Origin of the sequence: Mesorhizobium sp. M7A.F.Ca.US.010.02.1.1, from assembly GCF_004023085.1 — a bacterium.
Lineage (GTDB): Bacteria > Pseudomonadota > Alphaproteobacteria > Rhizobiales > Rhizobiaceae > Mesorhizobium.
Window position 1 is genome coordinate 4,652 of the sequence record NZ_RZRV01000017.1, and the last position, 24,575, is coordinate 29,226.

26 protein-coding genes are annotated in these 24,575 nt (G+C 61.9%); 23 read left to right on the forward strand and 3 right to left on the reverse strand.

Annotated elements, in window-relative coordinates; all coding sequences use genetic code 11:
* Both EOA19_RS35905 and EOA19_RS18695 read left to right on the forward strand, forming a co-directional pair.
* Window positions 1-584: FAD-dependent oxidoreductase (locus EOA19_RS35905; protein ID WP_245486212.1), on the forward strand; the 584-nt coding region annotated here is incomplete at its 5' end.
* 145 nt (window positions 585-729) lie between these two features.
* Window positions 730-2,706, forward strand: coding sequence for a bifunctional 2',3'-cyclic-nucleotide 2'-phosphodiesterase/3'-nucleotidase (locus tag EOA19_RS18695; protein ID WP_128304444.1), 1,977 nt, complete (start codon window positions 730-732; stop codon window positions 2,704-2,706).
* Between the two features lie 85 nt (window positions 2,707-2,791).
* Here the strand turns inward: EOA19_RS18695 and EOA19_RS18700 are convergent, their stop codons facing one another.
* Entirely contained in the window at window positions 2,792-4,048 is a 1,257-nt protein-coding gene (locus tag EOA19_RS18700; RefSeq protein ID WP_128304513.1) for a cyclopropane-fatty-acyl-phospholipid synthase family protein, read from the reverse strand.
* A gap of 331 nt (window positions 4,049-4,379) precedes the next feature.
* On the opposite strand from EOA19_RS18700, the gene EOA19_RS36410 reads away from it, so the two are divergent.
* The 18 genes from EOA19_RS36410 (at window position 4,380) to plsY (ending at window position 18,929) form a co-directional block, all read left to right on the forward strand.
* On the forward strand, window positions 4,380-4,514 hold the full coding sequence (locus tag EOA19_RS36410; protein WP_023812051.1) for a hypothetical protein: 135 nt from the start codon (window positions 4,380-4,382) through the stop codon (window positions 4,512-4,514).
* 91 nt (window positions 4,515-4,605) lie between these two features.
* On the forward strand, window positions 4,606-4,896 hold the full coding sequence (locus EOA19_RS18705) for a Dabb family protein (RefSeq protein WP_023812050.1): 291 nt from the start codon (window positions 4,606-4,608) through the stop codon (window positions 4,894-4,896).
* Window positions 4,897-5,009: 113 nt separating this feature from the next.
* On the forward strand, window positions 5,010-5,900 hold the full coding sequence (locus EOA19_RS18710; RefSeq protein WP_128304445.1) for a VOC family protein: 891 nt from the start codon (window positions 5,010-5,012) through the stop codon (window positions 5,898-5,900).
* Window positions 5,897-6,757, forward strand: a complete 861-nt coding sequence (gene kdsA / locus EOA19_RS18715) for a 3-deoxy-8-phosphooctulonate synthase (RefSeq protein ID WP_031213495.1) — start codon at window positions 5,897-5,899, stop codon at window positions 6,755-6,757. Before EOA19_RS18710 ends, kdsA begins: the two co-directional genes overlap by 4 nt.
* 96 nt (window positions 6,758-6,853) lie before the next feature.
* A complete protein-coding gene (locus EOA19_RS18720) occupies window positions 6,854-7,057 on the forward strand; it encodes a dodecin family protein (RefSeq protein WP_127294417.1) in 204 nt (67 codons plus the stop codon).
* A gap of 86 nt (window positions 7,058-7,143) precedes the next feature.
* Window positions 7,144-7,509, forward strand: a complete 366-nt coding sequence (locus tag EOA19_RS18725) for a PRC-barrel domain-containing protein (protein ID WP_127294419.1) — start codon at window positions 7,144-7,146, stop codon at window positions 7,507-7,509.
* 375 nt (window positions 7,510-7,884) lie between these two features.
* The gene (gene eno / locus EOA19_RS18735) at window positions 7,885-9,159 is read left to right on the forward strand and encodes a phosphopyruvate hydratase (RefSeq protein WP_023812044.1); all 1,275 of its coding nucleotides are present in this window, start codon (window positions 7,885-7,887) and stop codon (window positions 9,157-9,159) included.
* Between the two features lie 270 nt (window positions 9,160-9,429).
* A complete protein-coding gene (locus tag EOA19_RS18740) occupies window positions 9,430-9,753 on the forward strand; it encodes a septum formation initiator family protein (RefSeq protein ID WP_023812043.1) in 324 nt (107 codons plus the stop codon).
* Window positions 9,754-9,947: 194 nt separating this feature from the next.
* A complete protein-coding gene (gene pdhA / locus EOA19_RS18745; protein ID WP_023812042.1) occupies window positions 9,948-10,985 on the forward strand; it encodes a pyruvate dehydrogenase (acetyl-transferring) E1 component subunit alpha in 1,038 nt (345 codons plus the stop codon).
* Window positions 10,986-11,000: 15 nt separating this feature from the next.
* Window positions 11,001-12,404 (forward strand): pyruvate dehydrogenase complex E1 component subunit beta, encoded by a 1,404-nt coding sequence (locus tag EOA19_RS18750; RefSeq protein ID WP_023812041.1) that lies wholly within the window; start codon window positions 11,001-11,003, stop codon window positions 12,402-12,404.
* An 18-nt stretch (window positions 12,405-12,422) separates the two neighbouring features.
* Window positions 12,423-13,805, forward strand: coding sequence for a pyruvate dehydrogenase complex dihydrolipoamide acetyltransferase (locus EOA19_RS18755; RefSeq protein ID WP_128304446.1), 1,383 nt, complete (start codon window positions 12,423-12,425; stop codon window positions 13,803-13,805).
* A 13-nt stretch (window positions 13,806-13,818) separates the two neighbouring features.
* A complete protein-coding gene (locus EOA19_RS18760; protein ID WP_023812040.1) occupies window positions 13,819-14,235 on the forward strand; it encodes a hypothetical protein in 417 nt (138 codons plus the stop codon).
* The gene (locus EOA19_RS18765) at window positions 14,232-14,867 is read left to right on the forward strand and encodes an SGNH/GDSL hydrolase family protein (protein WP_128304447.1); all 636 of its coding nucleotides are present in this window, start codon (window positions 14,232-14,234) and stop codon (window positions 14,865-14,867) included. The genes EOA19_RS18760 and EOA19_RS18765 overlap by 4 nt, the downstream gene beginning before the upstream one ends.
* 12 nt (window positions 14,868-14,879) lie before the next feature.
* Window positions 14,880-16,325: a dihydrolipoyl dehydrogenase gene (lpdA, locus tag EOA19_RS18770; protein ID WP_128304448.1), complete on the forward strand. Its 1,446-nt coding sequence runs from the start codon at window positions 14,880-14,882 to the stop codon at window positions 16,323-16,325.
* Between the two features lie 89 nt (window positions 16,326-16,414).
* Complete coding sequence (locus EOA19_RS18775) at window positions 16,415-16,672, forward strand: GlsB/YeaQ/YmgE family stress response membrane protein (protein ID WP_023812036.1); 258 nt, start codon at window positions 16,415-16,417, stop codon at window positions 16,670-16,672.
* Between the two features lie 137 nt (window positions 16,673-16,809).
* On the forward strand, window positions 16,810-17,775 hold the full coding sequence (lipA, locus tag EOA19_RS18780; RefSeq protein ID WP_128304449.1) for a lipoyl synthase: 966 nt from the start codon (window positions 16,810-16,812) through the stop codon (window positions 17,773-17,775).
* Between the two features lie 12 nt (window positions 17,776-17,787).
* Window positions 17,788-18,243 (forward strand): type II toxin-antitoxin system RatA family toxin, encoded by a 456-nt coding sequence (locus EOA19_RS18785; RefSeq protein WP_128304450.1) that lies wholly within the window; start codon window positions 17,788-17,790, stop codon window positions 18,241-18,243.
* Complete coding sequence (gene plsY / locus EOA19_RS18790) at window positions 18,240-18,929, forward strand: glycerol-3-phosphate 1-O-acyltransferase PlsY (protein ID WP_128304451.1); 690 nt, start codon at window positions 18,240-18,242, stop codon at window positions 18,927-18,929. Before EOA19_RS18785 ends, plsY begins: the two co-directional genes overlap by 4 nt.
* A gap of 45 nt (window positions 18,930-18,974) precedes the next feature.
* Here the strand turns inward: plsY and EOA19_RS18795 are convergent, their stop codons facing one another.
* Entirely contained in the window at window positions 18,975-19,457 is a 483-nt protein-coding gene (locus tag EOA19_RS18795; protein WP_128304452.1) for a CinA family protein, read from the reverse strand.
* Window positions 19,454-20,683 carry a bifunctional 2-C-methyl-D-erythritol 4-phosphate cytidylyltransferase/2-C-methyl-D-erythritol 2,4-cyclodiphosphate synthase gene (locus tag EOA19_RS18800; RefSeq protein WP_128304453.1) on the reverse strand — a complete coding sequence of 410 codons (1,230 nt, stop codon included), beginning with the start codon at window positions 20,681-20,683 and terminating at the stop codon, window positions 19,454-19,456. The genes EOA19_RS18795 and EOA19_RS18800 overlap by 4 nt, the downstream gene beginning before the upstream one ends.
* A 261-nt stretch (window positions 20,684-20,944) precedes the next feature.
* Here EOA19_RS18800 and dusB point away from each other — a divergent pair, with 261 nt between their 5' ends.
* From dusB to ntrC, 3 genes are read left to right on the forward strand one after another with little or no spacing between them, the layout of a single operon-like run.
* Window positions 20,945-21,973 carry a tRNA dihydrouridine synthase DusB gene (dusB, locus tag EOA19_RS18805; RefSeq protein ID WP_128304514.1) on the forward strand — a complete coding sequence of 343 codons (1,029 nt, stop codon included), beginning with the start codon at window positions 20,945-20,947 and terminating at the stop codon, window positions 21,971-21,973.
* On the forward strand, window positions 21,970-23,112 hold the full coding sequence (locus EOA19_RS18810) for a nitrogen regulation protein NR(II) (RefSeq protein WP_023812029.1): 1,143 nt from the start codon (window positions 21,970-21,972) through the stop codon (window positions 23,110-23,112). The genes dusB and EOA19_RS18810 overlap by 4 nt, the downstream gene beginning before the upstream one ends.
* Entirely contained in the window at window positions 23,109-24,569 is a 1,461-nt protein-coding gene (ntrC, locus tag EOA19_RS18815; protein WP_128304454.1) for a nitrogen regulation protein NR(I), read from the forward strand. The genes EOA19_RS18810 and ntrC overlap by 4 nt, the downstream gene beginning before the upstream one ends.
* Window positions 24,570-24,575 lie beyond the last annotated feature (6 nt).

Sequence of the window (24,575 nt, forward strand, 5' to 3'; positions counted from 1 at the left end):
GCGTGACGGTCGAGCTCGGCCGGGCCGTCACGCGCTGCGACGCCGAAGGTGTTGGGTTTGGCGATAAGCAACTGGCAGCCCGAACGATCCTGTGGGCAGCCGGCGTTGCCGCTTCGCCAGCCGCTGAATGGCTGGGAGCGAAGGCGGACCGCGCGGGCAGGGTGCTGGTCGAGCCTGACCTCAGCGTGCCCGGCAGCCCGGAGATCTTTGTCATCGGCGACGCCGCTCATGTGCTGCGGCCGGACGGGCGGCCGGTTCCCGGTGTGGCGCCTTCCGCCAAGCAGGAGGGCCGACATGTTGCGGCTACCATCAAGGCCAGGCTCGGCGGCGACACGACCGCGCGTCCTTTCCACTACAGGCATGCCGGCGATCTGGCGACGATCGGCAAACGCGCCGCCGCCATCGATTTCGGCTGGATCAAGCTCACCGGCTGGCTCGCCTGGTGGCTGTGGGGAGTGGCCCACATCTATTTCCTGATCGGTTTTCGCAACCGGCTTGCGGTTTCGCTGAGCTGGCTATGGATCTACGCGACAGGCCAGCGCAGCGCGCGGCTGATCACCCAGGGCGACGACGACAAGGGCTGATTTCTTCGCCCGACCGTCCATCCGCACGTCATCTGTTGCTGATGGACTGGCGGCTTCATGCGCGCGACTTGTTGAATGGACTTAAGCAGGTTTCAGAGCGAAGTTCGCTTCGGGGCAGGGCTTGTCAGGTTGTCGAGGAGAAAACATGTCGCAACTGCTCCGTCCCGTCTCCCGCCGCGATCTCCTTGCGGGCGCCGCCGCAGGGGCACTGATCATGCTGCATCCGTTCTCCGCCCGCGCTCAAGGCAACCAGGCGCATCTCCGGATCATGGAGACCACGGACATCCATGTGAACGTGCTGCCTTACGATTACTACGCCGACAAAGCGAACGACACGCTGGGTCTGTCGCGCACGGCGTCTCTCATCGATGCTGTGCGCAAGGAAGCCGTGAATTCGATGCTGATCGACAATGGCGACCTGCTGCAGGGCAATCCGATGGGCGACTACATCGCCTATGAGAAGGGGCTGAAGGACGGCGACCTGCATCCGGTCATGAAAGGCATGAACCTGCTCGGCTACGAGTGCTCGACACTGGGCAACCACGAGTTCAACTACGGCCTGTCGTTCCTGGACAAGGTGCTGGCCGGTGCCAATTTTCCCTTCGTCTGCGCCAATTTGATCCGCGGGACCGAGCTTGCCGCTAACCCGCGCGACGACAAGCTCTATCTCAAGCCCTATGTCATCCTCGACAAGAAGATAAAGGACGGCGCGGGCGCCGAGCAGCCGATCAGGATCGGCATTATCGGCTTCGTGCCGCCGCAGATCATGGTTTGGGATCTCAAGAACCTGGAAGGCAACGTCAAGACGCGCGACATCGTCGAGGCGGCCAAGGCCTGGGTGCCGCAGATGAAGGAGGAGGGCGCCGACATCGTCATTGCGCTCTCGCATTCCGGCATCGATGTGAAGCAGGGCGAGATGATGGAGAACGCCTCGTTCTTCGTCGCCGGTGTCGACGGCATCGATGCGGTGTTCACCGGTCACCAGCATCTGGTGTTCCCCGGCAAGAAGGATTTCCAGTCGCTCGATGGTGTCGACACGCAGAAAGGCACGCTGCAGGGCAAGCCCGCCGTCATGGGCGGCTTCTGGGGCTCGCATATGGGGCTGGTCGACCTGATGCTGGAACGTGACGGGTCGAAATGGAAGGTCGTTTCAGCCACTTCCGAGGCGCGGCCGATCTTCGAACGCGTCGACAACAAGAACAAGCCGACTGTCCCGGACGACAAGCGCATCATCGCGGCCCTCGAACAGGACCACCAGGCGACACTGGCCTATGTGCGCCGCCCTGTCGGCAAGACCTCCGCGCCGCTCTATTCCTATTTCGCGCTGGTCGCCGACGATCCGTCGGTGCAGGTCGTCAGCCAGGCGCAGACCTGGTACCTCAAGGATATTCTCAAGAACACGCAATGGAAGGACGTGCCGCTGCTGTCGGCCGCCGCTCCCTTCAAGGCCGGCGGGCGCAACGGCGCCGACTACTATACCGACGTGCCGGCAGGCGACATCGCCATCAAGAATGTTGCCGACCTCTACCTCTATCCCAACACCGTGCGTGCGGTCGAAATCACCGGTGCGCAGGTCAAGGAATGGCTTGAAATGTCGGCCGGCATCTTCAACCGGATCGAGCCTGATAAGGCCGACCAGACCCTCATCAACACCGATTTTCCGTCCTACAATTTCGACGTCATCGACGGCGTCACCTACAAGATCGATCTGTCGCAGCCGTCGAAATACGATGCCAAGGGCGGGCTGGCCAACGCTGGCGCCAATCGCATCGTCGACCTGAGTTTCGATGGAAAACCAATTGATCCCAAACAGAAATTCGTCATCGCGACCAACAATTACCGGGCTGGTGGCGGCGGCAATTTCCCCGACATCAATGCCTCGAAGATCATCTACGAAGCACCGGACACCAATCGCGACGTCATCGTCCGCTATATCGTCAGCGAGGGCACGATCAATCCGTCGGCGGACGACAACTGGTCGTTCGCACCGCTGCCTGGAGCCAGCGCCGTGTTCGAAACCGGCCCCAAGGCCAAGGATTTCATTGCGCAGGTGAAATCGCTGAAGATCGAGCCGGCGGGCGAGGGCGAGGCAGGATTCGCGAAATACCGCATCCTGCTTTGAAGGGTGACGGCGACCGCGCGGCCATGTCGAGATCGTGCTCGACATCGCTTGGTCAGCGGCAATGAAAATCGAAGAGCGTGTCGATTTACGCCTTGTAGACCACCTGGCGCACGTCGATGTAGCTGGCGCGGAAGCCGGCTTCGCAATAGTGCAGGTAGAACTCCCAGAGCTTCTTGAAGCGGTCGTCGAAGCCGAGCGGAACGATCTTCTCCCATGACGCCCGGAACCGGTGGCGCCATTCGGCGAGCGTGCGCGCGTAGTCGTCGGGAAAGACGCGCTCGCGCAGGTGGGCGAGGCCATGATCCTTGCCCAGTGCCTTCAGGATCGACGGTGTCGGCAGCATGCCGCCCGGGAAGACGTAGCGCTGGATGAAATCCGGCCTTGCGCGATAGGTGTCGTAGGCGGCTTCGTTGATGGTGATGATCTGCAGGCCGGCAGTGCCCCCAGGCCTCAGGCAGGCCTTCATCTTGCCGAAAAACACCGGCCAGTATTTCTCGCCGACCGCCTCGAACATCTCGATCGAGGCGATGCGGTCATAGGTGCCGGTTTCGTCGCGATAATCCTGCAGCTTGATGTCGACCTTGTCGGCAAGGCCAGCCTTGGCGATGCGAGCCGTGGCAAAATCGTGCTGCTCGCGGCTGATCGTCAGCCCGGTCACGCGGCAGCCGATCTCGCGCGCCGCGAATTCGGCGAAGCCACCCCAGCCGCAGCCGATTTCCAGCACATGGTCCTTCGGACCGATCCCTGTATCCTTCGCCAGAGCGCGATATTTGGCGGCCTGGGCGCCTTCCAGGTCGTTGGCACCGGTCGTGTAGAGCGCCGAAGAATAGGTCATGCTCGGATCGAGCCATTCCTTGTAGAAGGCGTTGCCGAGGTCGTAATGCGCGGAGATATTGCGTTTCGAACCGGTGCGCGTGTTCTGGTTGAACCAGTGGCGGATGCGCTGGACGGTGTTGATCAGCCAACTGGTGCCGCCCGCGATACGCTCGCCGATGACCGAATTGACCACGAACAGCTCCAGGAAGCTGGTCACATCAGGGCTTTCCCAATCGCCGTCCATATAGGATTCGGCAACGCCGATCGTGCCGCCGGAAAAGGCGCGGCCCGGCAAGCGCCAATTCTTCAACACCAGTTCGGCATCTGGGCCAGGTCCCTTGCCGCCGACGAGGACGGCACGGCCGTCCGGCAGCCTGACCTTGAGCGAACCGCGCGGCAGGTTCATCGCCGCCGACAGCACCATGCGCGCTTTCGCTGGAAGACCTTTCACGATCTCCGCGAAATTGAATTCATCGAGCCTGACCGCGTCGCTCAATGCTACGCCAAAATGTTCCTTTTGCGCCATCTCATGCCCCTGGATTTCCGCGGTGTCGGCGCAAATTGCCGGGCCACGGTTCTCTTGGATCATTCGCCAGCTTCGAACGCCGCCGCGACCGGTTCGTCGGCGAGCGGGCTCGAATGAAGTGCGCGCACCCTACCAGAGCTTCAGCGCTTCCCGGTGAATCCGTGCGACAATCTTCCACGTCATGCGGGGAAACTTCAAGGGGCAGGCTGCAACCGGGGCTGTGCCAAGCAGATTGCTCGCGCCGGCGGGCATCTGTGCCTTTGCACAGCCAAGGCGCAGCGCGTTAAAAAACGCCTATGGCCGCAGAATTCCTTGTGCGATAGATTTAGCCATGCGTTATGTAATCGTCATTGCCGCCATCGCGTTTTTCCTGATCTGGGACGGCATGTACAATCAGGGCCGGTATCTCGACACCACGGTGAGAGAACTTAGCCGCATTGTGCGATATGCTACCGGCAAGGTTTAGCTCCGGCGGCTGCAGCCGCGACATCCTTGTCGATTGACGCCAACGTCCTGCCGTCACAAAAGACCCCAGCACTTTGATCGAGGAGGCGGGGTTGATCCGGCATATCGTTTTCTTCAGCGCGCGGCGAAAAGAGGATGTCGAGGCTGTGCGCACCGGCTTGCTGGCGCTCGGCGACATTCCTCATTCCAGCCTTTTCGAGGTCACCTTGAACACCAAGGTCGATCCACTGTCCGATGAGGTCGACGTGGTCGTCTATGCGGAGTTCGCCGACGACGCCGCGCTGGCCGCCTACAAGGCGCACCCGCTCTATGCGCAGACCACCAGCAAGGTCAAACCGATGCGCGAACTGCGCTATTCCGCCGATGTCGTTGCCGGAAGCTGATGCCTTGTCCAGGTGGTGCCTTTTTCGAAGTCCGGTGAACTGACGTGGGCGAACTGGCCGGGATTGCGATCAAGTCTTGAACCGATTTGCGGAATGATGCACATCGCGCCTGCATGACCCAAACCGCAGCCGCAGGCACTCATCCGCTCGATCACCTGGTGCTGCCGACGCAGAGCCTTGAGGTTGCGCGAGCCCGGCTCACCGCGCTTGGCTTCGTCGTGGCCCCGACCGGCATCCATCCCTTCGGAACGGAAAACTGCTGTGTTTTCCTGGCCGACGGCACGTATCTCGAACCGCTCGCGGTCGGCGACGAACAGGTGGCGACAAAGGCTATCGCAGACGGCAATGTCTTCGTCACGCGTGATCGCGCCTATCGCGACAGCAACGGCGACGAGGGATTTTCCGCCATTGTTCTAGGCACGGGCAATGCCGACGCCGACCATGCACGCTATGTCGGTGCCGGCATCTCGGCGGGAGACATGCTGGGTTTTTCGCGCGCCTTCACCGACCCGGCCGGCAAAAGCGACATCGCATCGTTCAAGCTCGCCTTCGCGGCCGGAGCCGAAGCCACGGACGCCTTCCTGTTTGCCTGCGAGCGCGTCAACGCGCCTGATGTTGACCGTACGGCTTTGCAGGCCCACGCCAACGGCGCGACCGGAATTGTCGAGATCTTGGCGATCAGCGATGCGCCCGGAAAGCAGCATGGGCTTATTTCCGTGGCGGTGGACGATCCGGCCGCCGACAGGCAGGGCGGCAGGTTTCCCTTGCCGAATGCAGATTTGAGCGTGCGTGACGGCCCGGCTTTCACCGCGCGCTTCGGCCTGCCTGCCGGCGCGCCGACAGATCTACGCTTCGCAGCGGTGGTCTTTTCGGTTGGGAACGCCGATGTGACATCGAGGCTGCTTGCAGCCAATTCCGTCCAACACGATATAGCGGGCAATGATATCGTCGTGCGGCCTGCACCCGGACAGGGCGCGGCCTTCATCTTCCGGGAGATCCCATGAGCAAGCCGCAAGCGTCCAATTCAATGGCGCCCAATTCGTCGGTAACCGTCGGCAATGTCGTCTTCGACAACAAGGCGGCTCTGTCGCTGATCGCCGGCCCTTGTCAGTTTGAATCACGCCAGCACGCCTTCGATATGGCCGGCGCGCTGAAGGAACTGACCGGCAGGCTCGGCATAGGGCTCGTCTACAAGACCAGCTACGACAAGGCCAACCGCACCTCGCTGTCGGCGACGCGCGGTGCCGGTATGGACGCAGCCCTTCCCGTCTTCGACGAGTTGCGCAAGGAATTTTCGCTCCCCGTGCTGACCGATGTCCATACCGAGGAGCAGTGCGCGATCGTCGCGCCGCATGTCGATGTCCTGCAGATTCCGGCTTTCCTGTCGCGCCAGACGGACATGCTGGTCGCCGCCGCCAGGACCGGCAAGGTTATCAATGTGAAGAAGGGGCAGTTCCTCGCCCCCTGGGACATGAAGAACGTCGTCGCCAAGATCACCGGATCCGGCAATGCCAATGTGCTGACCACCGAGCGCGGCGCGTCCTTCGGCTACAACACGCTGGTGTCCGACATGCGCGCTCTGCCCATCATGGCCGAGATCGGCGCGCCGGTGATCTTCGATGCCACGCATTCGGTGCAGCAACCGGGCGGGCAGGGTGGTTCCTCGGGCGGCGAGCGCCGCTTTGTCGAGACGCTGGCGCGCGCTGCAGTCGCTGTCGGCGTTGCCGGCGTGTTCATCGAGACCCATCAGGATCCCGACAACTCGACCTCTTCCGACGGCCCGAACATGCTCCCGTTGAAGGACATGCCGGCCCTGCTCGAGCGGCTGATGGCATTCGACCGCATCGCCAAGGGCCTCTAAGGGCGGACGCATACTCCGCCGACTGCCGGCGCTTGTGGAAGGCACGAGCCGGCTATACGCTTGGCTAGCAAATAAGCGTTTTGGCAGGAGGAAGCCATGTCCGTCGCCCGCGTCACCGAAATCACATCCTCGTCGAACAAGAGCTTTCAGGACGCCATCGAACAGGGAATTGCGCGCGCATCCAAAACCCTGAAGAACGTCGAGGGCGCCTGGATCCAGGACCAGAAGATCGTCGTCCAAGACGGCAAGATTGTTGCTTATCGCGTCAATATGAAGGTTACCTTCATCCTCGCGGAGTGAACGGTCGACGCCGAAAAAGTCGGGAACCTTCGCCCGCGCCCCTCATTGTCCAAGTATGGTTCGAAACCACAATGAGGAGCACAATCATGGCAACCCAGACAGGTCACACCCAAGCCATCGCCGCTTCGCGGGTCATCGGCACATCGGTCTACAATACCGAAGGCACGAGCATCGGCAGCATCGAGGATGTGATGCTTGACAAGATGACGAACGGCATCATGTTCGCGGTCATCGGTTTTGGCGGCTTCCTCGGTATCGGCGAGAAATATCACGCCATTCCGTGGGCAAGCCTCGACTACGATGAGGACAAAGGCGGGTATGTCGTGCCGTTTTCCAAGGAACAACTCAGGGCGGCACCTGCTTATTCGATCAACGAATTGACCGGGGCGGATGGCGAGGCGGCCCGCGACGAATCCTACAATTATTACAAGGTCACGCCTTACTGGCATTAACAGCAACGATAAAGCGGCCCCGTCGAGAGACGGGGCCGCTTTGGATTCCGGCTTATTCGCTGACGTGTAAGGGGGCCATCGCCTTGGGCGGCGACTGCTGATTGTCGCACGACGTCAGGAATGCCGCCGCGATCAGGAACAGACTCACGATACCACTCAACTGGGACATGGCGAAACTCCTCCTGTTTCGCCCCGCGCCCCCGCACCATAGCCACAAGCCGGCCTGCCGTACATGACTTATGATGACAGCGATTTGCGCTTCGTGAATCGTTCGGAGGCTGAAGCCGCGGCAATAATTGCCAGCCGGCCGATTGCCTTTTGCAGCACTTTGGCTAAGACGTGCGGCATTCTTCAGATCAATCGAGGACATCGCAAATGACCGCCATCATCGACATTGTCGGGCGTGAAATCCTGGACAGCCGTGGAAATCCGACCGTCGAGGTCGATGTCATTCTCGAAGATGGCTCGATGGGCCGCGCGGCGGTGCCATCGGGTGCTTCGACCGGCGCCCACGAGGCCGTCGAACTGCGCGACGGCGGTGCCCGCTATCTCGGCAAGGGTGTGCTCAGGGCCGTCGAAGCGGTGAACGGCGAACTGTTCGAGGCGATCGGCGGCATGGAAGCCGAAAACCAGATCCATATCGACCAGACCATGATCGAGCTTGACGGCACGCCCAATAAGAGCCGGCTTGGCGCCAACGCCATTCTCGGTGTGTCGCTGGCGGTGGCCAAGGCGGCCGCTGATGCCGCCGGCCTGCCGCTGTACCGTTATGTCGGTGGCACCAAGGCGCATCTCCTGCCGGTACCGATGATGAACATCATCAATGGTGGCGCGCATGCCGACAACCCGATCGATTTCCAGGAATTCATGATCCTGCCGATCGGCGCGCCGACGCTGCGCGAAGGTGTACGCTGGGGTTCGGAAATCTTCCATACGCTGCGCAAGAAGCTGAAGGATGCCGGCCACAACACCAATGTCGGCGACGAGGGCGGCTTTGCCCCGAACCTGAAAAGCGCCCCGGTGGCGCTCGATTTCATCATGGAATCGATCGAGCAGGCCGGCTTCAAGCCGGGCGACGAGATCGCGCTCGGCCTCGATTGCGCCGCGACCGAGTTCTTCAAGGACGGCAACTACGTCTATGAGGGCGAGAAGAAGACGCGCGATCCCAAGGCCCAGGCCAAATACCTGGCCAAGCTTGCCGCCGACTATCCGATCATCTCGATCGAGGACGGCTTGGCCGAGGACGATTGGGAAGGCTGGAAGTACCTGACCGACCTGATCGGCAAGAAGACGCAGCTGGTCGGCGACGATTTGTTCGTCACCAACACGGCGCGGCTACGCGACGGCATCCGCATGGGCGTTGCCAATTCGATCCTGGTCAAGGTCAACCAGATCGGCTCGTTGACGGAAACGCTCGACGCCGTCGAGACCGCGCACAAGGCCGGCTACACCGCCGTCATGTCGCACCGCTCGGGCGAAACCGAGGATTCGACCATCGCCGATCTCGCGGTTGCCACCAATTGCGGACAGATCAAGACCGGCTCGCTGTCGCGCTCCGACCGCATGGCCAAGTACAACCAGCTGATCCGCATCGAGGAAGAACTCGGCAAGCAGGCAAGCTATGCCGGCAAGTCGGTGATCAAGGGCTGATCCGGAAAACACTCGGATATCGGATGAAAGGGCGGGAGCATTCCCGCCTTTTTTCATTTCGGTTCGCCAAACCGGTCACCTGTAACCGTCCGTTAAGCACAATCGGGCGAAAAAGATCGTGAGCCGCCTGAGTTCGCGGGCTAGAGCCGGATGATTTCAGGTCTGTTCGACCTGAAGTCTGAATCCGACTCTAAATCAAAGAGATAGAGCATGTTGTCGTCCGAAAACCGCTTCACACATTTCGGCATCACGCTCTAGAGGAACCGGGCGATGTGGACGCGTCAGCACAAGCAGAGAAACACCGGCCGGCTGATCATTCCCTCGCTTTGCGTGGTGTTCCTGGCCTATTTCGGCTTTCATGCCTATCACGGCGAATTCGGCATCTATTCGAAATATCAGCTGGAAGCCCAGACGGTTGCGCTGCAAGGCCAGCTCGATGCGATCAAGGCGCGCCGCATGGAACTCGAGCGCCGCGTTCGGCTGATGCATGAAGGCACGCTCGAGAAGGACATGCTCGATGAGCAGGCACGCAAGGCGCTCAATCTGTCCCAAGCCGATGAAATCACCATTATGTTGCCGACCTCGGTGAAATAACTGATTTCCAGTTAATCGCCAATATTTTCAACGATTTTAATTGCTTAGGCGCATGCCAGCTATGCAAATTCGGCATGGCGCAACGCTTTGACGCGTGTTAGCCTCCCTAAAATCGGTGGGGAGGAGCTGATCTCCCCAGAGCAGATTTCATCCTGCTCTAATGTCCACGAAGAGACGCCAACAGGGAGTGATGCATGGCCACCGCAGCCAGAAAAGCGCCTGCCAAATCCAAATCCGACGGCAAATCGGGGCTTTCCGCCCCCAAGCCCGCCGAGTTCACCAAGGATGAAGAGCTTGCCGCCTACCGGCACATGCTGCTCATCCGTCGTTTCGAGGAAAAGGCCGGCCAGCTTTACGGCATGGGTTTCATCGGCGGCTTCTGTCACCTCTATATCGGCCAGGAAGCGGTCGTCACCGGCATGAAGATGGCGCTGATCGACGGCGATCAGATGATCACCGCCTATCGCGACCACGGCCACATGCTGGCGATGGAGCTGTCGCCGCGCGGCGTCATGGCCGAGCTGACCGGGCGTCGGGGCGGCTTGTCCCGGGGCAAGGGCGGCTCCATGCACATGTTCTCCAAGGAAAAGCACTTTTACGGCGGCCACGGCATCGTCGGTGCGCAGGTGTCTCTTGGTACTGGTCTCGCCTTTGCCAACCGCTACCGCGACAACAACAATGTCTCGCTGACCTATTTCGGCGACGGCGCGGCCAACCAGGGCCAGGTCTATGAAAGCTTCAACATGGCCTCGCTGTGGAAGCTGCCGGTGATCTACATCATCGAGAACAACCGCTATGCGATGGGCACCTCGGTGTCGCGCTCTTCGGCGGAAACCAACTTTTCGCATCGTGGTGCCTCGTTCAAGATCCCGGGCATCCAGGTCGACGGCATGGACGTGCGCGCTGTCAAGGCTGCCGCCGACCAGGCGACCGAATGGTGCCGCGCCGGCAACGGGCCGATCATTCTCGAAATGCAGACCTACCGCTACCGCGGTCACTCGATGTCCGATCCGGCAAAATACCGCTCCAAGGAAGAAGTGCAGAAGATGCGCTCGGACCATGACCCGATCGAGCAGGTCAAGGCACGGCTGATGGAAAAGAAGTGGGCGACCGAGGACGAGCTCAAGACCATCGACAAGGAGGTCCGCGACATCGTCGCCGACGCCGCCGAATTTGCCCAGAACGACGCGGAGCCGGATCCGTCCGAGCTCTGGACCGATATCGTATTGTAACGGGAGGGCAAGGACATGCCGATCGAAATTCTCATGCCCGCTCTCTCGCCGACCATGGAAGAGGGCAATCTTTCCAAGTGGTTGAAGAACGAGGGCGACAAGGTCGTCGCCGGCGACGTTATCGCCGAGATCGAGACCGACAAGGCGACGATGGAAGTCGAAGCTGTTGACGAAGGCACGCTGGGCAAGATCCTGATCGCCGCCGGTACCGAAGGCGTCAAGGTCAACACACCGATCGCCGTGCTGCTGCAGGACGGCGAAAGTGCCGGGGATATCGGCAAGTCTGCGGCGCCCGCCAAGGCGGAAGCACCTGCAAAGGCAGAGGCTCCGGCCGCAGCAGAGGACAAGGCGGAGGCCACAAAGCCGGCCGCCGCACCGGTGGCTGCCGCCCCGAAGACGGAGATCGCCGCCGATCCGGACATTCCGGCCGGCACGGAGATGGTCTCCACCACGGTGCGCGAAGCGCTGCGCGATGCGATGGCCGAGGAAATGCGCCGCGACGGCGATGTCTTCGTCATGGGCGAGGAGGTTGCCGAATACCAGGGCGCCTACAAGATCACGCAGGGCCTGCTGCAGGAATTCGGGCCGCGGCGCGTCGTCGATACGCCGATCACCGAGCATGGCTTTGCCGGCGTTGGCGTGGGTGCGGCGATGGCCGGCCTGAAGCCGATCGTCGAGTTCATGACCTTCAACTTCGCCATGCAGGCGATCGACCAGATCATCAACTCGGCCGCCAAGACGCTCTATATGTCCGGCGGCCAGATGGGCGCGCCGATCGTGTTCCGTGGACCGAACGGTGCCGCCGCACGCGTCGCTGCCCAGCACTCGCAGTGCTATGCCGCCTGGTACAGCCACATTCCGGGCCTGAAAGTGGTGATGCCCTACACCGCCGCTGACGCCAAGGGCTTGCTGAAGGCAGCGATCCGCGATCCGAACCCAATCATCTTCCTCGAGAATGAAATCCTTTACGGTCAGTCCTTCGACGTGCCGAAGCTGGACGATTTCGTGTTGCCGATCGGCAAGGCGCGCATCCATAAATCAGGCAAGGATGTCACCATCGTCTCCTTCGGCATCGGCATGACCTATGCGGTCAAGGCTGAAGCGGAACTGCGTGGCCTTGGCATCGATGCCGAGATCATCGACTTGCGCACGATCCGGCCGCTCGATCTCGACACCATCATCGCCTCGGTCAAGAAGACCAACCGCCTGGTGGTGGTGGAGGAAGGTTATCCGCAGAACTCGGTCGGCGACCATATCGCCAACCAGGTGTCGCAGCGCGCCTTCGACTTTCTGGACGCGCCGGTCATCACCATCGCCGGCAAGGATGTGCCGATGCCTTATGCGGCCAACCTCGAGAAGCTGGCGTTGCCGAATGTCGGCGAAGTCATCGAGGCGGTCAAAGCCGTCACGTATCGCTGAACCGGGCGGGAGGACAAAATGCCAATCAACATCACCATGCCGGCCCTGTCGCCCACGATGGAAGAGGGCAATCTGTCCAAGTGGCTCGTCAAGGAAGGCGACAAGGTTTCGCCGGGCGATGTCATTGCCGAGATCGAGACCGACAAGGCGACGATGGAAGTCGAAGCTGTCGATGAGGGCACGGTTGCAAAGCTCGTCGTTCCCGCCGGCACCGAGGGCGTCAAGGTCAATGCGCTGATCGCCGTGCTCGCCGGAGAGGGCGAGGATGCAGGCGCCGTCGCGAAAAGCGGTGGCGGTGCCGCACCAGCGAAAGCCGAGGCGCCGAAAGCGGAGGAGCCCAAGGCTGACGCACCAAAGGCGGAAGCATCAAAGGCGGAAGCATCAAAGGCGGAACCGGTCGCGACCGCACCCAAGGCAGAGGCGGCTCCAGTTGCCAATGGTCATGCGGCCGGCGAGCGCACCTTCGCCTCGCCGCTCGCACGTCGCATCGCCAGGGAAGCCGGCGTCGATGTGTCTGCCGTGACCGGCACCGGCCCGCATGGCCGCGTCGTCAAGGCAGATATCGACGCCGCGATTGCCGGTGGCGGCGCCAAGCCTGCCGCCAAGGCAGCACCCGCCGGGGCTCCGGCAACTGCTCCTGCTGTGAAGGCGATGTCCGACGATCAGGTGCTGAAGCTGTTCGAGGCTGGCTCCTACGATCTCGTCCCGCATGACAATATGCGCAAGACCATTGCGCGCCGCCTGGTCGAGGCCAAGACCACCATCCCGCATTTCTACCTGACGCTCGACTGCGAGCTCGATGCACTCCTCGCATTGCGCACGCAGATTAACGCCGCAGCCCCGGTAAAGAAGACCGACAAAGGCGATGCGCCCGCCTACAAGCTGTCGGTCAACGACATGGTCATCAAGGCGATGGCGATGGCGCTGAAGGCGGTGCCGGATGCCAATGCCTCATGGACCGAAAGCGCCATGGTCAAGCACAAGCATGCCGATGTCGGCGTCGCCGTGTCGATCCCGGGCGGCCTGATCACACCGATCATTCGGCATGCCGACGAAAAGACGCTGTCCACCATCTCCAACGAGATGAAGGATCTGGCCAGCCGGGCGCGCAGCCGCAAGCTGAAGCCGGAAGAGTATCAGGGCGGCACCACGGCGGTGTCCAACCTCGGCATGTTCGGCATCAAGGACTTTGCCGCCGTCATCAACCCGCCGCATGCGACGATCCTTGCCGTCGGTGCCGGCGAGGAGCGGGCGGTGGTCAAGAACGGCGAGATCAAAATCGCCACCGTGATGTCGGTGACGCTGTCGACCGACCATCGCGCCGTCGACGGCGCGCTGGGTGCCGAACTGCTGGTCGCCTTCAAGCGCCTGATCGAGAACCCGATGGGCATGCTGGTTTAGGACGGAGAGGGCGGTGCGGATCTTCTTCACCTCCCTTATGGCGTTTTTCCTGTCAGGATTGGCAGGCGGCTTGGTTGCTCAACAGCTGGCGGTCGCAACCCATGCGCAGGAAGAATACATTCTGGTGTTCATGACGTCGGTGCTTGTCACCATTGTCGCGACGATCGTGTTTTTCATCGCGCAGCTTTTTTCGAACGCACCGTCGATCATCAACTGGCTGGGCCTCTGCGCAATTGTCCTGTTCGTGCTGATCGGGCTCGGCCTGATCGGTTGGACGTTCTCTCAGCCGGTCGATAAGCGCCAGTGGGAAGGTGACCTGCCGATCGTCGCCGGCCTGGTTTTGCCGAACCTGGCCACTGTGCTGGTTCACTGGCTGTTCGTGCGCTGGCGGTTGAGGCGCGGCTCGATTAACGCACAGGTGGGCGCATGAAGACGGTTCTTTGTTACGGCGACTCGCTGACCTGGGGCTACAATGCCGAAGGTGGCCGCCATGCGCTGGAAGACCGCTGGCCGAGCGTGCTGCAGGCAGCGTTAGGCGCCGACGTGCAAGTGATTGCCGATGGCCTCAACGGCCGCACCACGGCCTTCGACGATCATCTGGCCGGTGCGGACCGCAACGGTGCAAAACTGCTACCAACCGTCCTGACGACCCATGCGCCGATCGACCTGATTGTCATCATGCTCGGCGCCAACGACATGAAGCCGTGGATCCACGGCAATCCCGTCGCGGCCAAGCAGGGCATCCAGCGGCTGATCGACATCGTGCGCGGTCACGACTATCCGTTCGACTGGCCGGCGCCGCAGATCCTGATCGTTTCGCCGCCTGTGGTCAGCCGTACAGACAATGCCGAATTCAAGGAGATGTTCGCCGGCGGTGACGAGGCTTCGACGCGGTTGGCGCCGCTCTATGCCGCTCTTGCCGATGAGGCCGGCTGCGGCTTCTTCGACGCCGGCAGCGTGGCGCAAACCACCCCGCTCGACGGCGTCCATCTCGATGCCGAAAACACGCGAAACATCGGCAAGGCGCTGGCACCCGTCGTGCGCGTCATGCTGGAATTGTGAAGGAGAAAAACCGTGGCTGAGAACTACGACGTCATCATCATCGGCTCCGGCCCTGGCGGCTATGTCACCGCGGTGCGTTCCGCGCAACTCGGCTTCAAGACGGCGATCGTCGAGCGCGAGCATCTCGGCGGTATCTGCCTCAACTGGGGCTGCATCCCGACCAAGGCGCTGCTGCGCTCGGCCGAGATCATGCACTATTCGGACCACCTGAAGGATTACGGGCTGAAGCTCGACGGCAAGGTCAGCGTCGATGCGTCAGCCGTGGTCGACCGCTCGCGCAAGGTGTCGCTGCGGCTCAATGGCGGCGTTGCCTTCCTCATGAAGAAGAACAAGGTCGACGTCATCTGGGGCGAGGCCAAGCTTTCGAAGCCGGGCGAGATCGTCGTGTCGAAGACGGCCAAGAAGCCGATGGAGCCGCAGCCGCCAGTGCCGAAAGGCGTCAAGGGCGAGGGCACCTATACCGCCAAGCACATCATCCTGGCGACCGGCGCCCGGCCGCGCGCGCTGCCCGGCATCGAGCCGGACGGCAGACTGATCTGGACTTATTTTGAAGCCATGGTGCCGAAGGAGATGCCGAAGTCGCTGCTGGTCATGGGGTCGGGCGCCATCGGCATCGAATTCGCCTCCTTCTACCGCACCATGGGCGCCGAAGTGACGGTGGTCGAATTGCTGCCGGCGGTGATGCCGGTCGAGGATGCCGAAGTCTCGAAATTCGCGCAGAAGCAGTTCGAGAAGCAAGGCATGAAGATCATCCTCGAAGCCAAGGTGACCAAGGTCGAGAAGGGTGCCAACTCGGTCACCGCGCATGTCGAGATGAAGGACGGCAAGGTCGAGAAGATCACCGCCGATCGGATGATCTCGGCCGTCGGCGTCCAGGGCAACATCGAGGGCCTCGGACTCGAGGCGCTTGGCGTGAAGACGGAGCGTGGCTGCGTCGTCATCGATGGTTACGGCAAGACCAACGTGCCGGGCATCTACGCCATCGGCGATGTCGCCGGCCCGCCGATGCTCGCTCACAAGGCCGAACATGAGGGGGTCGTGTGCATCGAGAAGATCGCAGATTTTCCTGGCGTGCATGCCACCGACAAGCTGAAGATTCCGGGCTGCACCTACTGCAATCCGCAGGTCGCCTCGGTTGGGCTGACGGAAGCCAAGGCCAAGGCCGAGGGCAAGGACATCCGGGTCGGGCGCTTCCAGTTCGCCGCCAATGGCAAGGCGATTGCGCTCGGTGAGGATCAGGGTTTCATCAAGACCATCTTCGACAAGAAGACCGGTCAATTGCTCGGCGCCCACATGGTCGGTGCCGAAGTGACCGAACTGATCCAGGGTTTTGTCGTGGCGATGAACCTGGAGACGACCGAGGAAGAGCTGATGCACACCATCTTCCCGCACCCGACGCTGTCGGAGATGATGAAGGAAAGCGTGCTCGACGCCTATGGCCGCGCGCTCAACGCCTGATAGATTGAAAGCGCTGCTACAGATGGAACCCGGCGGCAAGGTACTTCGTTTGCGAATGCGTTTTCACGTATCCCACAAGGAGAAGGCATATGCACCTGAATGGCGTCGGCTGGATAGCAGCCATCATCATCGGCGGCCTGGCAGGCTGGTTCGCCGAAATGTTCATGAAGAGCAACACCGGCATCTTCATGAACATCGTCATGGGCATCGTCGGCGCGGTCGTGCTGAACGCCATTCTGCAGGCTCTCAATTTTGGCCCGTTCGGCGTCGGCTGGATTGCCTATCTGATCACCGGCTTTATCGGCGCCTGCCTGCTGATCTGGGCAGGGCGCCTAGTGCGCCGTTAACATCACTGAAGAGCTGCCATGCGAAAAAGGCTGTTGCGGCATGCGCCGCAGCGGCCTTTTTCTTTGCGCCGAAAAGTCCTAGATGACGTTATGACAGCGAACGCCTGACTGGCGTCGCGAATGAACCAGGTTTCCCGATGGTCACTGTCCTCGATACGATCGCCAATGCCCCGCGCTTGCGGCATCCGGAAAAGGAGCACAAGCCTGATCAGGATGTGCTGCGCAAGCCCGACTGGATCCGCGTCAAGGCGCCGGTGTCGAAGGGCTATGCCGAAACGCGCGAAATCGTCAAATCGCACAAGCTGGTGACGGTCTGCGAAGAGGCCGGCTGCCCCAACATCGGCGAATGCTGGGAAAAGAAGCACGCCACCTTCATGATCATGGGCGAGATCTGCACCCGCGCCTGCGCCTTCTGCAACGTCGCCACGGGCATTCCAACAGCGCTTGATGCCGATGAGCCGGCCCGTGTCGCGCACGCCGTCAAGCAGATGGGCCTGACCCATGTCGTCATCACCTCGGTCGACCGCGACGATCTCTCCGATGGCGGTGCGCAGCATTTCGCTGAAGTCATTCGTGCCATCCGGGCCGCGACGCCTTCGACGACGATCGAAATCCTGACGCCCGACTTCCTGCGCAAGGACGGCGCGCTGGAGATCGTCGTGGCCGCCAAGCCCGACGTCTTCAACCACAATCTCGAAACCGTACCGTCGAATTATCTGACGGTTCGTCCGGGCGCCCGCTATTTCCATTCGATCCGGCTGTTGCAGCGGGTCAAGGAGCTTGATCCGTCAATCTTCACCAAGTCCGGCATCATGGTGGGGCTGGGCGAGGAACGGAATGAAATCCTGCAGCTGATGGACGATCTGCGGTCCGCCAATGTCGATTTCATGACCATCGGCCAGTACCTGCAGCCGTCGAAGAAGCACCATCCGGTGATCCGCTTCGTCACGCCGGAGGAGTTCAAATCCTTTGAGACGATCGGCCGGACCAAGGGTTTCCTGCTGGTGGCGTCTAGTCCGCTGACGCGTTCATCGCATCACGCCGGCGACGATTTCGCCAAGCTGCGCGCGGCACGGGAAGCGATTCTCAAGAAATCAGCTTAACTCGCTGGTTCCATGCCAAAATTCGAAGCCACCCGACGCGTATCCCATACACCCGAGCAGATGTTCGCTTTGGTCGCCGATGTTGAATCCTATCCGCAATTCCTGCCGCTTTGCGAAGCGCTGACGGTTCGCTCGCGCAAGGAGCGTGACGGGCGCACTGTTCTGCTTGCCGACATGAGCATCGGCTACAAGGCCATCCGCGAAACGTTCACGACGCAGGTGCTGCTGAAGCCCGCCGAGAACGCCATCGACGTGAAATACATCGACGGGCCGTTCAAATATTTGAGCAATGTCTGGCGTTTCGAACCCGACGGCGCCGGTTGCGCCGTCCGCTTCTTCATCGACTACGAGTTCAAGAGCCGTATTCTGGGCGCGGTCATGGGAACCATGTTCGATCGCGCCTTCCGCATGTTCGCCGAAGCCTTTGAGAGGCGCGCCGACGTCATCTACGGTGCAAAACCGTCTTGAGGCCCTGCGCATGCTTTTTCTGGATAGCAAGCACCGTTGGACTGGCAATCGCCTATCTCTTCGGTACCATGCCCACGGGTTATCTGGCGGGGAAGCTGCTCAAGGGCATCGATATCCGGGAGCATGGCTCCAAATCCACCGGGGCAACGAACGTCTTGCGGGTCTTGGGAAAATGGCCTGCGTTGGTGGTGTTGCTGCTGGATGTGCTGAAAGGCGCGGCGGCGATCGTTTTTGCCCGCTGGTTCTATCCCTGGTTCATCACGTTGCCGTTGGTTACGCCATCGACCCCGCTTGACCTGCAAACCTGGGTGCCTTGGGCTGTTTGCCTGGCCGGAATTGCCGTGTTGTTGGGACATGGCCGTTCGATCTGGCTGAATTTTACAGGTGGCAAATCCGCTGCGACGGGGCTTGGCGTGTTGCTGGCTCTGTCTTGGCCGGTAGGTGTGGGGGCTGCGGCGGCTTTTGGTGCTGTGCTGGCTACGTCTCGGATAGTTTCCCTGAGTTCGATGGTAGCGGCGTTGACCGCGATCGCCCTCATCTGTGGCCTGGAGCAACCGTTGGCCTATCGGTTGCTGGTGATTGCGGGCAGCATCTACGTGATTGCGCGCCATCGTGCCAACATTCAGCGGCTGCTGGCTGGGACGGAGCCACGCTTAGGGCAAAGCAGCCCGGAATCGAAAACGTAACCGCAATCCAGCTTTCGGGCCCGCCCGCCCAACGTTTTTATAACCCTATCCGAGTGCTTGTAGGCCCAGCTCCAGCGCTTGCCGGACCGCTTCGCGACGAATGAAATCGCGGCCTTTGTCTGCAAAGAGCTGGTGCTCGGCGACAATCGGTCGGCCGTCCAGCGCAACCCCGAACCAGACCAGGCCGACCGGTTTTTCCGTGGAACCGCCGCCAGGCCCGGCAATGCCGGTGACCGCCAGGGTCAATCCGGCGCGCGAACGGGCAAGCGCGCCTGCTGCCATCTCGATCGCCGTCTCGCGCGAAACCGCGCCATGCGCCTCGAGCGTGGCGGCGGAAACACCGAGCATGTCCATCTTGGCTTCGTTGGAGTAGGTGATGAAGCCGCGATCGACCACGGCCGAGGAACCGGCGATGTCGGTGAGCGCCGCGATGATCATGCCGCCGGTGCAGCTTTCCGCCGTCGCCAGCATGATGCCGCGCTTCTGGCAGGCTTGCAGCAGGGCGTTTGCCAGATCGCTGTTGCTCATTCCGGCACCTCGCCGGGAAACACCACGCTGGCGGTGGCGATCGCCGCGATGCCTTCCTCGCGCCCGACAAAGCCGAGCTTCTCATTGGTTGTGGCCTTGATCGAGATGCGATCCGGCGTAATCGCCAGCATCTGAGAAAGGGCTGCGGTCATGGCCTCGCGATGCGGCCCGACGCGCGGCGCTTCGCAGATCAGCGTGATGTCGGCATTGGCGATGCGGCCGCCGCGCGCGCGCACCAGCCTTGCCGCATGCTCGACGAATATGCGCGACGCAGCGCCTTTCCATTGCGGGTCGGATGGCGGAAAATGCGTGCCGATGTCGCCTGCGCCGCAAGTCGCCAGCAGCGCATCGGTCAAGGCGTGCAGACCGACATCGGCGTCGGAATGGCCGGACAGCTTCTTGTCGTGTGCAATGGCGACGCCACACAAAGTGACATGGTCTCCCGGTTCGAAGGCGTGGACGTCGTAGCCATTGCCGGTACGGATATCGGGAAAGCGCACGCGTTCGCCGGAAAGCCGCTGGTCCGCCATCGCAATATCCCGTGCCCAGGTGAGTTTGACATTGTCCGGCGAGCCCGGAACGATCTTGACCGGAATATTCGCCCATTCGGCGATCGCGGCATCGTCGGTAAAATCCATTCTTCCCAGATGATGGGCTTTCTCGTGCGCGGCAAGAATGGGCCAGAACGGAAAGCCCTGTGGCGTTTGCGCCGCGTGAAGACCGCTGCGCGAAACGGTTTCGCCAACCACGCCGGAGGCCGATTCGCGCTTCAGCGTGTCGGCGACGGGCAAAGCGGGCAACGCGCCCTCGCGCTCGCCGATGGCGGCGATGGTGCGATCTATCAGGTCCGCATCGACAAACGGACGGACGGCGTCGTGGATCAGAACCTGCGCCGGCGCGTGGCCTCTAAGGGCAAGCAGGCCGAGCCGGACGGATTCCTGCCTCGTCGCCCCGCCCATGATGGCGGTGACGCGCTCTACATTGGCGCCCGCCGCCTGCCGGAACAGCTCGTGGTCATCGGCATGAATGGCGACGACGATCTCGCTGGTCCGCGGGTGGGCCAGAAAAATGTCCAGCGTGTGTGCAATGACGGCAAAGCCGCCAATGTGTTGATATTGCTTCGGTCCGTTGGCCTGTCCGGCGCGCGCGCCACGGCCGGCCGCAACGATCACCACCGCGACCTTGCCATCCGCATCCGAAACGTGATTTTGACTTGCGTCAGTCATGCCCGTTTGGTCCTAGCGCACGATCCCGAAAAGTGTAATCGGTTTTCGGAAAGATCGTGCGCTAAGTATGAAATTCCAAAGCGTCCTTGCGCGTCCCGAGGGACGTGCGGCGCTTTCGTCGCGGCCAAAGCCGAAGGCCAGCATTTTCCCAATTGCGCCTTGATGTGGCGTCATTCCGCGTTGCACATTGCGCCAGTTCTGGCTAGAGAATGTGCAACGAATGAAGATGCTTGGTTTTTGTGCATGGTTAACTTGACCAAATTGCCTGACTTGACCAAATTGGCAGGGCCGCTCGATGTCGGTGGTGTGAGAATCCGCAATCGCGTGTTCCTCGCACCGATGTCGGGGATTACGGACGAGCCGTTCCGGCAGCGTGCCCACGCGCATGGAGCGGGCCTGGTCGTGTCCGAAATGGTTGCCAGCGGAGAGCTCGCCAAGGGCAGGGCCGGTTTCAACCTGCGCATACGCCACTCCGGCCTGCCCGTCCATATGGTTCAGCTAGCAGGCCGCGAGGCGGTGCACATGGCCGAAGGCGCGCGTATAGCCGCCGGCGAGGGCGCTGACATCATTGACATCAACATGGGCTGCCCGGCCAAGAAGGTCACCGGCGGCTATGCCGGCTCGGCATTGATGCTGGATCTCGACCATGCACTGTCGCTGATCGACGCGGTGGTCGGCGCGGTCGAGGTGCCGGTGACGGTCAAGATGCGGCTTGGCTGGGACGAAGGCGCGCTCAACGCGCCGATGCTGGCGCGCCGCGCCGAGCAGGCCGGTGTCAGCATGGTGACCGTGCACGGCCGCACGCGCTGCCAGTTCTACCAGGGCAAGGCCGACTGGCGCGCCATCGCCCGCGTCAAGGAAGCCGTGTCCATCCCGGTCGTCGCCAATGGTGACGTCTCTTCGCCGGCGGAAGCGGCCGACATTCTCGATCAATCGGGTGCCGACGCCGTGATGATCGGCCGTGCCCATTATGGCGCGCCCTGGATCGCAGGCGGCATTGCGGCCGCGGCGACCGGCGAGGCGACGCCAAACATGCCACGGGACTCGACGGCGCTCGCCGACTACATCGTGGCCCACTATGAGGACATGCTGGCGCTCTACGGCGCCGAAAGCGGCCTGCGCCAGGCGCGCAAGCATCTTGGCTGGTATCTTGATCGGCATGCCGGCGGCGTCGCCGACGACAGCCGAAAGGCTATACTGACCGCATTCGAACCCGCGCGCGTCATTGCCTTGCTGCGCGATGCGTTTTCGCGCGATCCGCAACCCTTGAACCTGCGGAGCGCCGCATGAACGCCGCCGCCGGCCAGGGGGCCGAAATGGCGGATGCCGCCCAAATCGTGCTCAACACCATCCGCCGCCCGGTGATCATGATCAGCGAGGAGGGGTTCATCACCTTCGCCAACGCCGACGCGGAAGACTTCTTTCGTTCGAGCGCGACCATGCTCGCCCGCAACACGCTGTCAAAACTCATTCCCTTCGGCAGCCCGCTGCTGACACTGGTGGACCAGGTGCGCGAGCGCCGGGCCCCGGTCAACGAGTACCGCGTCGATGTGTCGTCGCCGCGGCTCGGCATCGAGAAGGTCGTCGATCTCTACGTCGCGCCGGTACCGGAATTTCCGGGCTCGGTGGTGGTTATGTTCCAGGAACGGTCGATGGCCGACAAGATCGACCGGCAGATGACGCATCGGGGTGCCGCACGTTCGGTGACCGGTCTGGCGGCAATGCTTGCCCATGAGATCAAGAACCCGCTCTCAGGCATCCGCGGCGCTGCCCAGCTGCTCGAACTGTCGGCTTCCGACGAAGACCGCGCGCTGACGCGGCTGATCACCGACGAGACCGACCGCATCGTGTCGCTGGTCGATCGCATGGAGGTGTTTTCCGACGAGCGGCCGATCGACCGCTACCCCGTCAACATCCATGTCGTTCTCGACCATGTGAAGGCGATCGCCAAGAACGGTTTTGCCAAGAGAATCAAGATATTGGAGGATTATGATCCTTCGTTGCCTCCGGTGTTTGCCAACCGCGACCAGTTGATCCAGGTGTTCCTCAACCTGGTCAAGAACGCCGCCGAGGCGATCGGCAGCGACCCGCAGGGCGAGATCGTGCTGTCGACCGCCTTCCGGCCAGGCATCCGTGTTTCCGTTCCGGGCACGCAGGACCGCGTGTCGCTGCCGCTGGAATTCTGCGTGCGCGACAATGGCTCCGGCGTCTCCGAAGACATCTTGCCGATCCTGTTCGACCCGTTCATCACCACCAAGCCGAACGGCTCCGGGTTGGGTCTTGCGCTGGTCGCCAAGATCGTCGGCGAGCATGGCGGCATCATCGAATGCGAATCGACGCCGCGCGGCACCACATTCCGCATCCTGATGCCGGCCTGGAAAGAAGCGCCAAACGGCGCCGATGATGACGGTGAAGGAGACCGCAAATGACCGTTCGCGGCAATATTCTCGTCGCCGACGACGACGCGGCGATCCGTACCGTCCTCAACCAGGCGCTTTCGCGCGCCGGCCACGAGGTGCGCGTCACCTCCAATGCTTCGACTTTGTGGCGCTGGGTGGCGGCGGGCGAGGGCGACCTTGTCATCACCGATGTGGTCATGCCGGACGAGAACGCCTTCGACATGCTGCCGCGCATCAAGAAGGCGCGGCCGGAGCTGCCGGTCATCGTCATGAGCGCCCAGAACACCTTCATGACGGCCATCCGCGCGTCCGAAACCGGCGCCTATGAATATCTGCCGAAGCCGTTCGACTTGACCGAGCTGCTCAACATCGTCAACCGCGCGCTTTCCGAGCCGCGGCGGCCGAAGATCGATCCGCGGCCTGAAGAACAGCCAGACGCGATGCCGTTGGTCGGCCGTTCGGCGGCCATGCAGGACATCTACCGCATGCTGGCGCGCATGATGCAGACCGACCTGACGGTGATGATCTCGGGCGAATCCGGTACCGGCAAGGAGCTGGTGGCGCGCGCGCTGCATGAATATGGCCGCCGCCGCGGCGGCCCCTTCGTCGCCATCAATATGGCGGCGATCCCGCGCGACCTGATCGAATCGGAACTGTTCGGTCACGAGAAGGGTGCCTTCACCGGCGCACAGAACCGCTCGACCGGGCGCTTCGAGCAGGCTGAAGGCGGCACGCTGTTCCTCGACGAAATCGGCGACATGCCGATGGAGGCGCAGACGCGTCTGCTGCGCGTGCTCCAACAGGGTGAATATACGACGGTTGGCGGACGCACGCCGATCAAGACCGACGTGCGCATCGTCGCCGCCACCAACAAGGATCTGCGCACGCTGATCAACCAGGGGCTTTTTCGCGAGGATCTGTTCTATCGCCTCAACGTCGTGCCGCTCCGGCTGCCGGCGCTGCGTGAGCGCTCCGAGGATGTGCCGGACCTCGTCCGCCACTTCTTCAAGCTCGGCGAGATGGAAGGCCTGCAGACCAAGCGCATCTCGTCCGGCGGCATCGAACTGATGAAGCGCTATCCTTGGCCAGGCAATGTTCGCGAACTGGAAAACCTCGTTCGGAGGCTCGCCGCGCTCTATTCGCAGGACGAGATTTCCGCCGAGATCATCGAGGCCGAGCTGAAGACCGGCGAGCGCCCCGTAGTGCCGGGAGGCGGTAACCTCATTCCCGACGATTTGTCGATTGGCCAGGCGGTCGAGCATTTCCTGCAGCGCTATTTCGCGTCGTTTGCCGGCGACTTGCCTCCTGCCGGGCTCTATCAGCGCATCCTGTCCGAGGTCGAGTTTCCGCTTGTCCTGGCCTCGATGACGGCAACGCGCGGCAACCAGATCAAGGCTGCGGAACTGCTGGGCTTGAACCGCAACACGCTGCGCAAGAAGATTCGCGAGCTCGGCGTCAACGTCTACAAATCATCGCGGCAGGGCTGAGCCTTG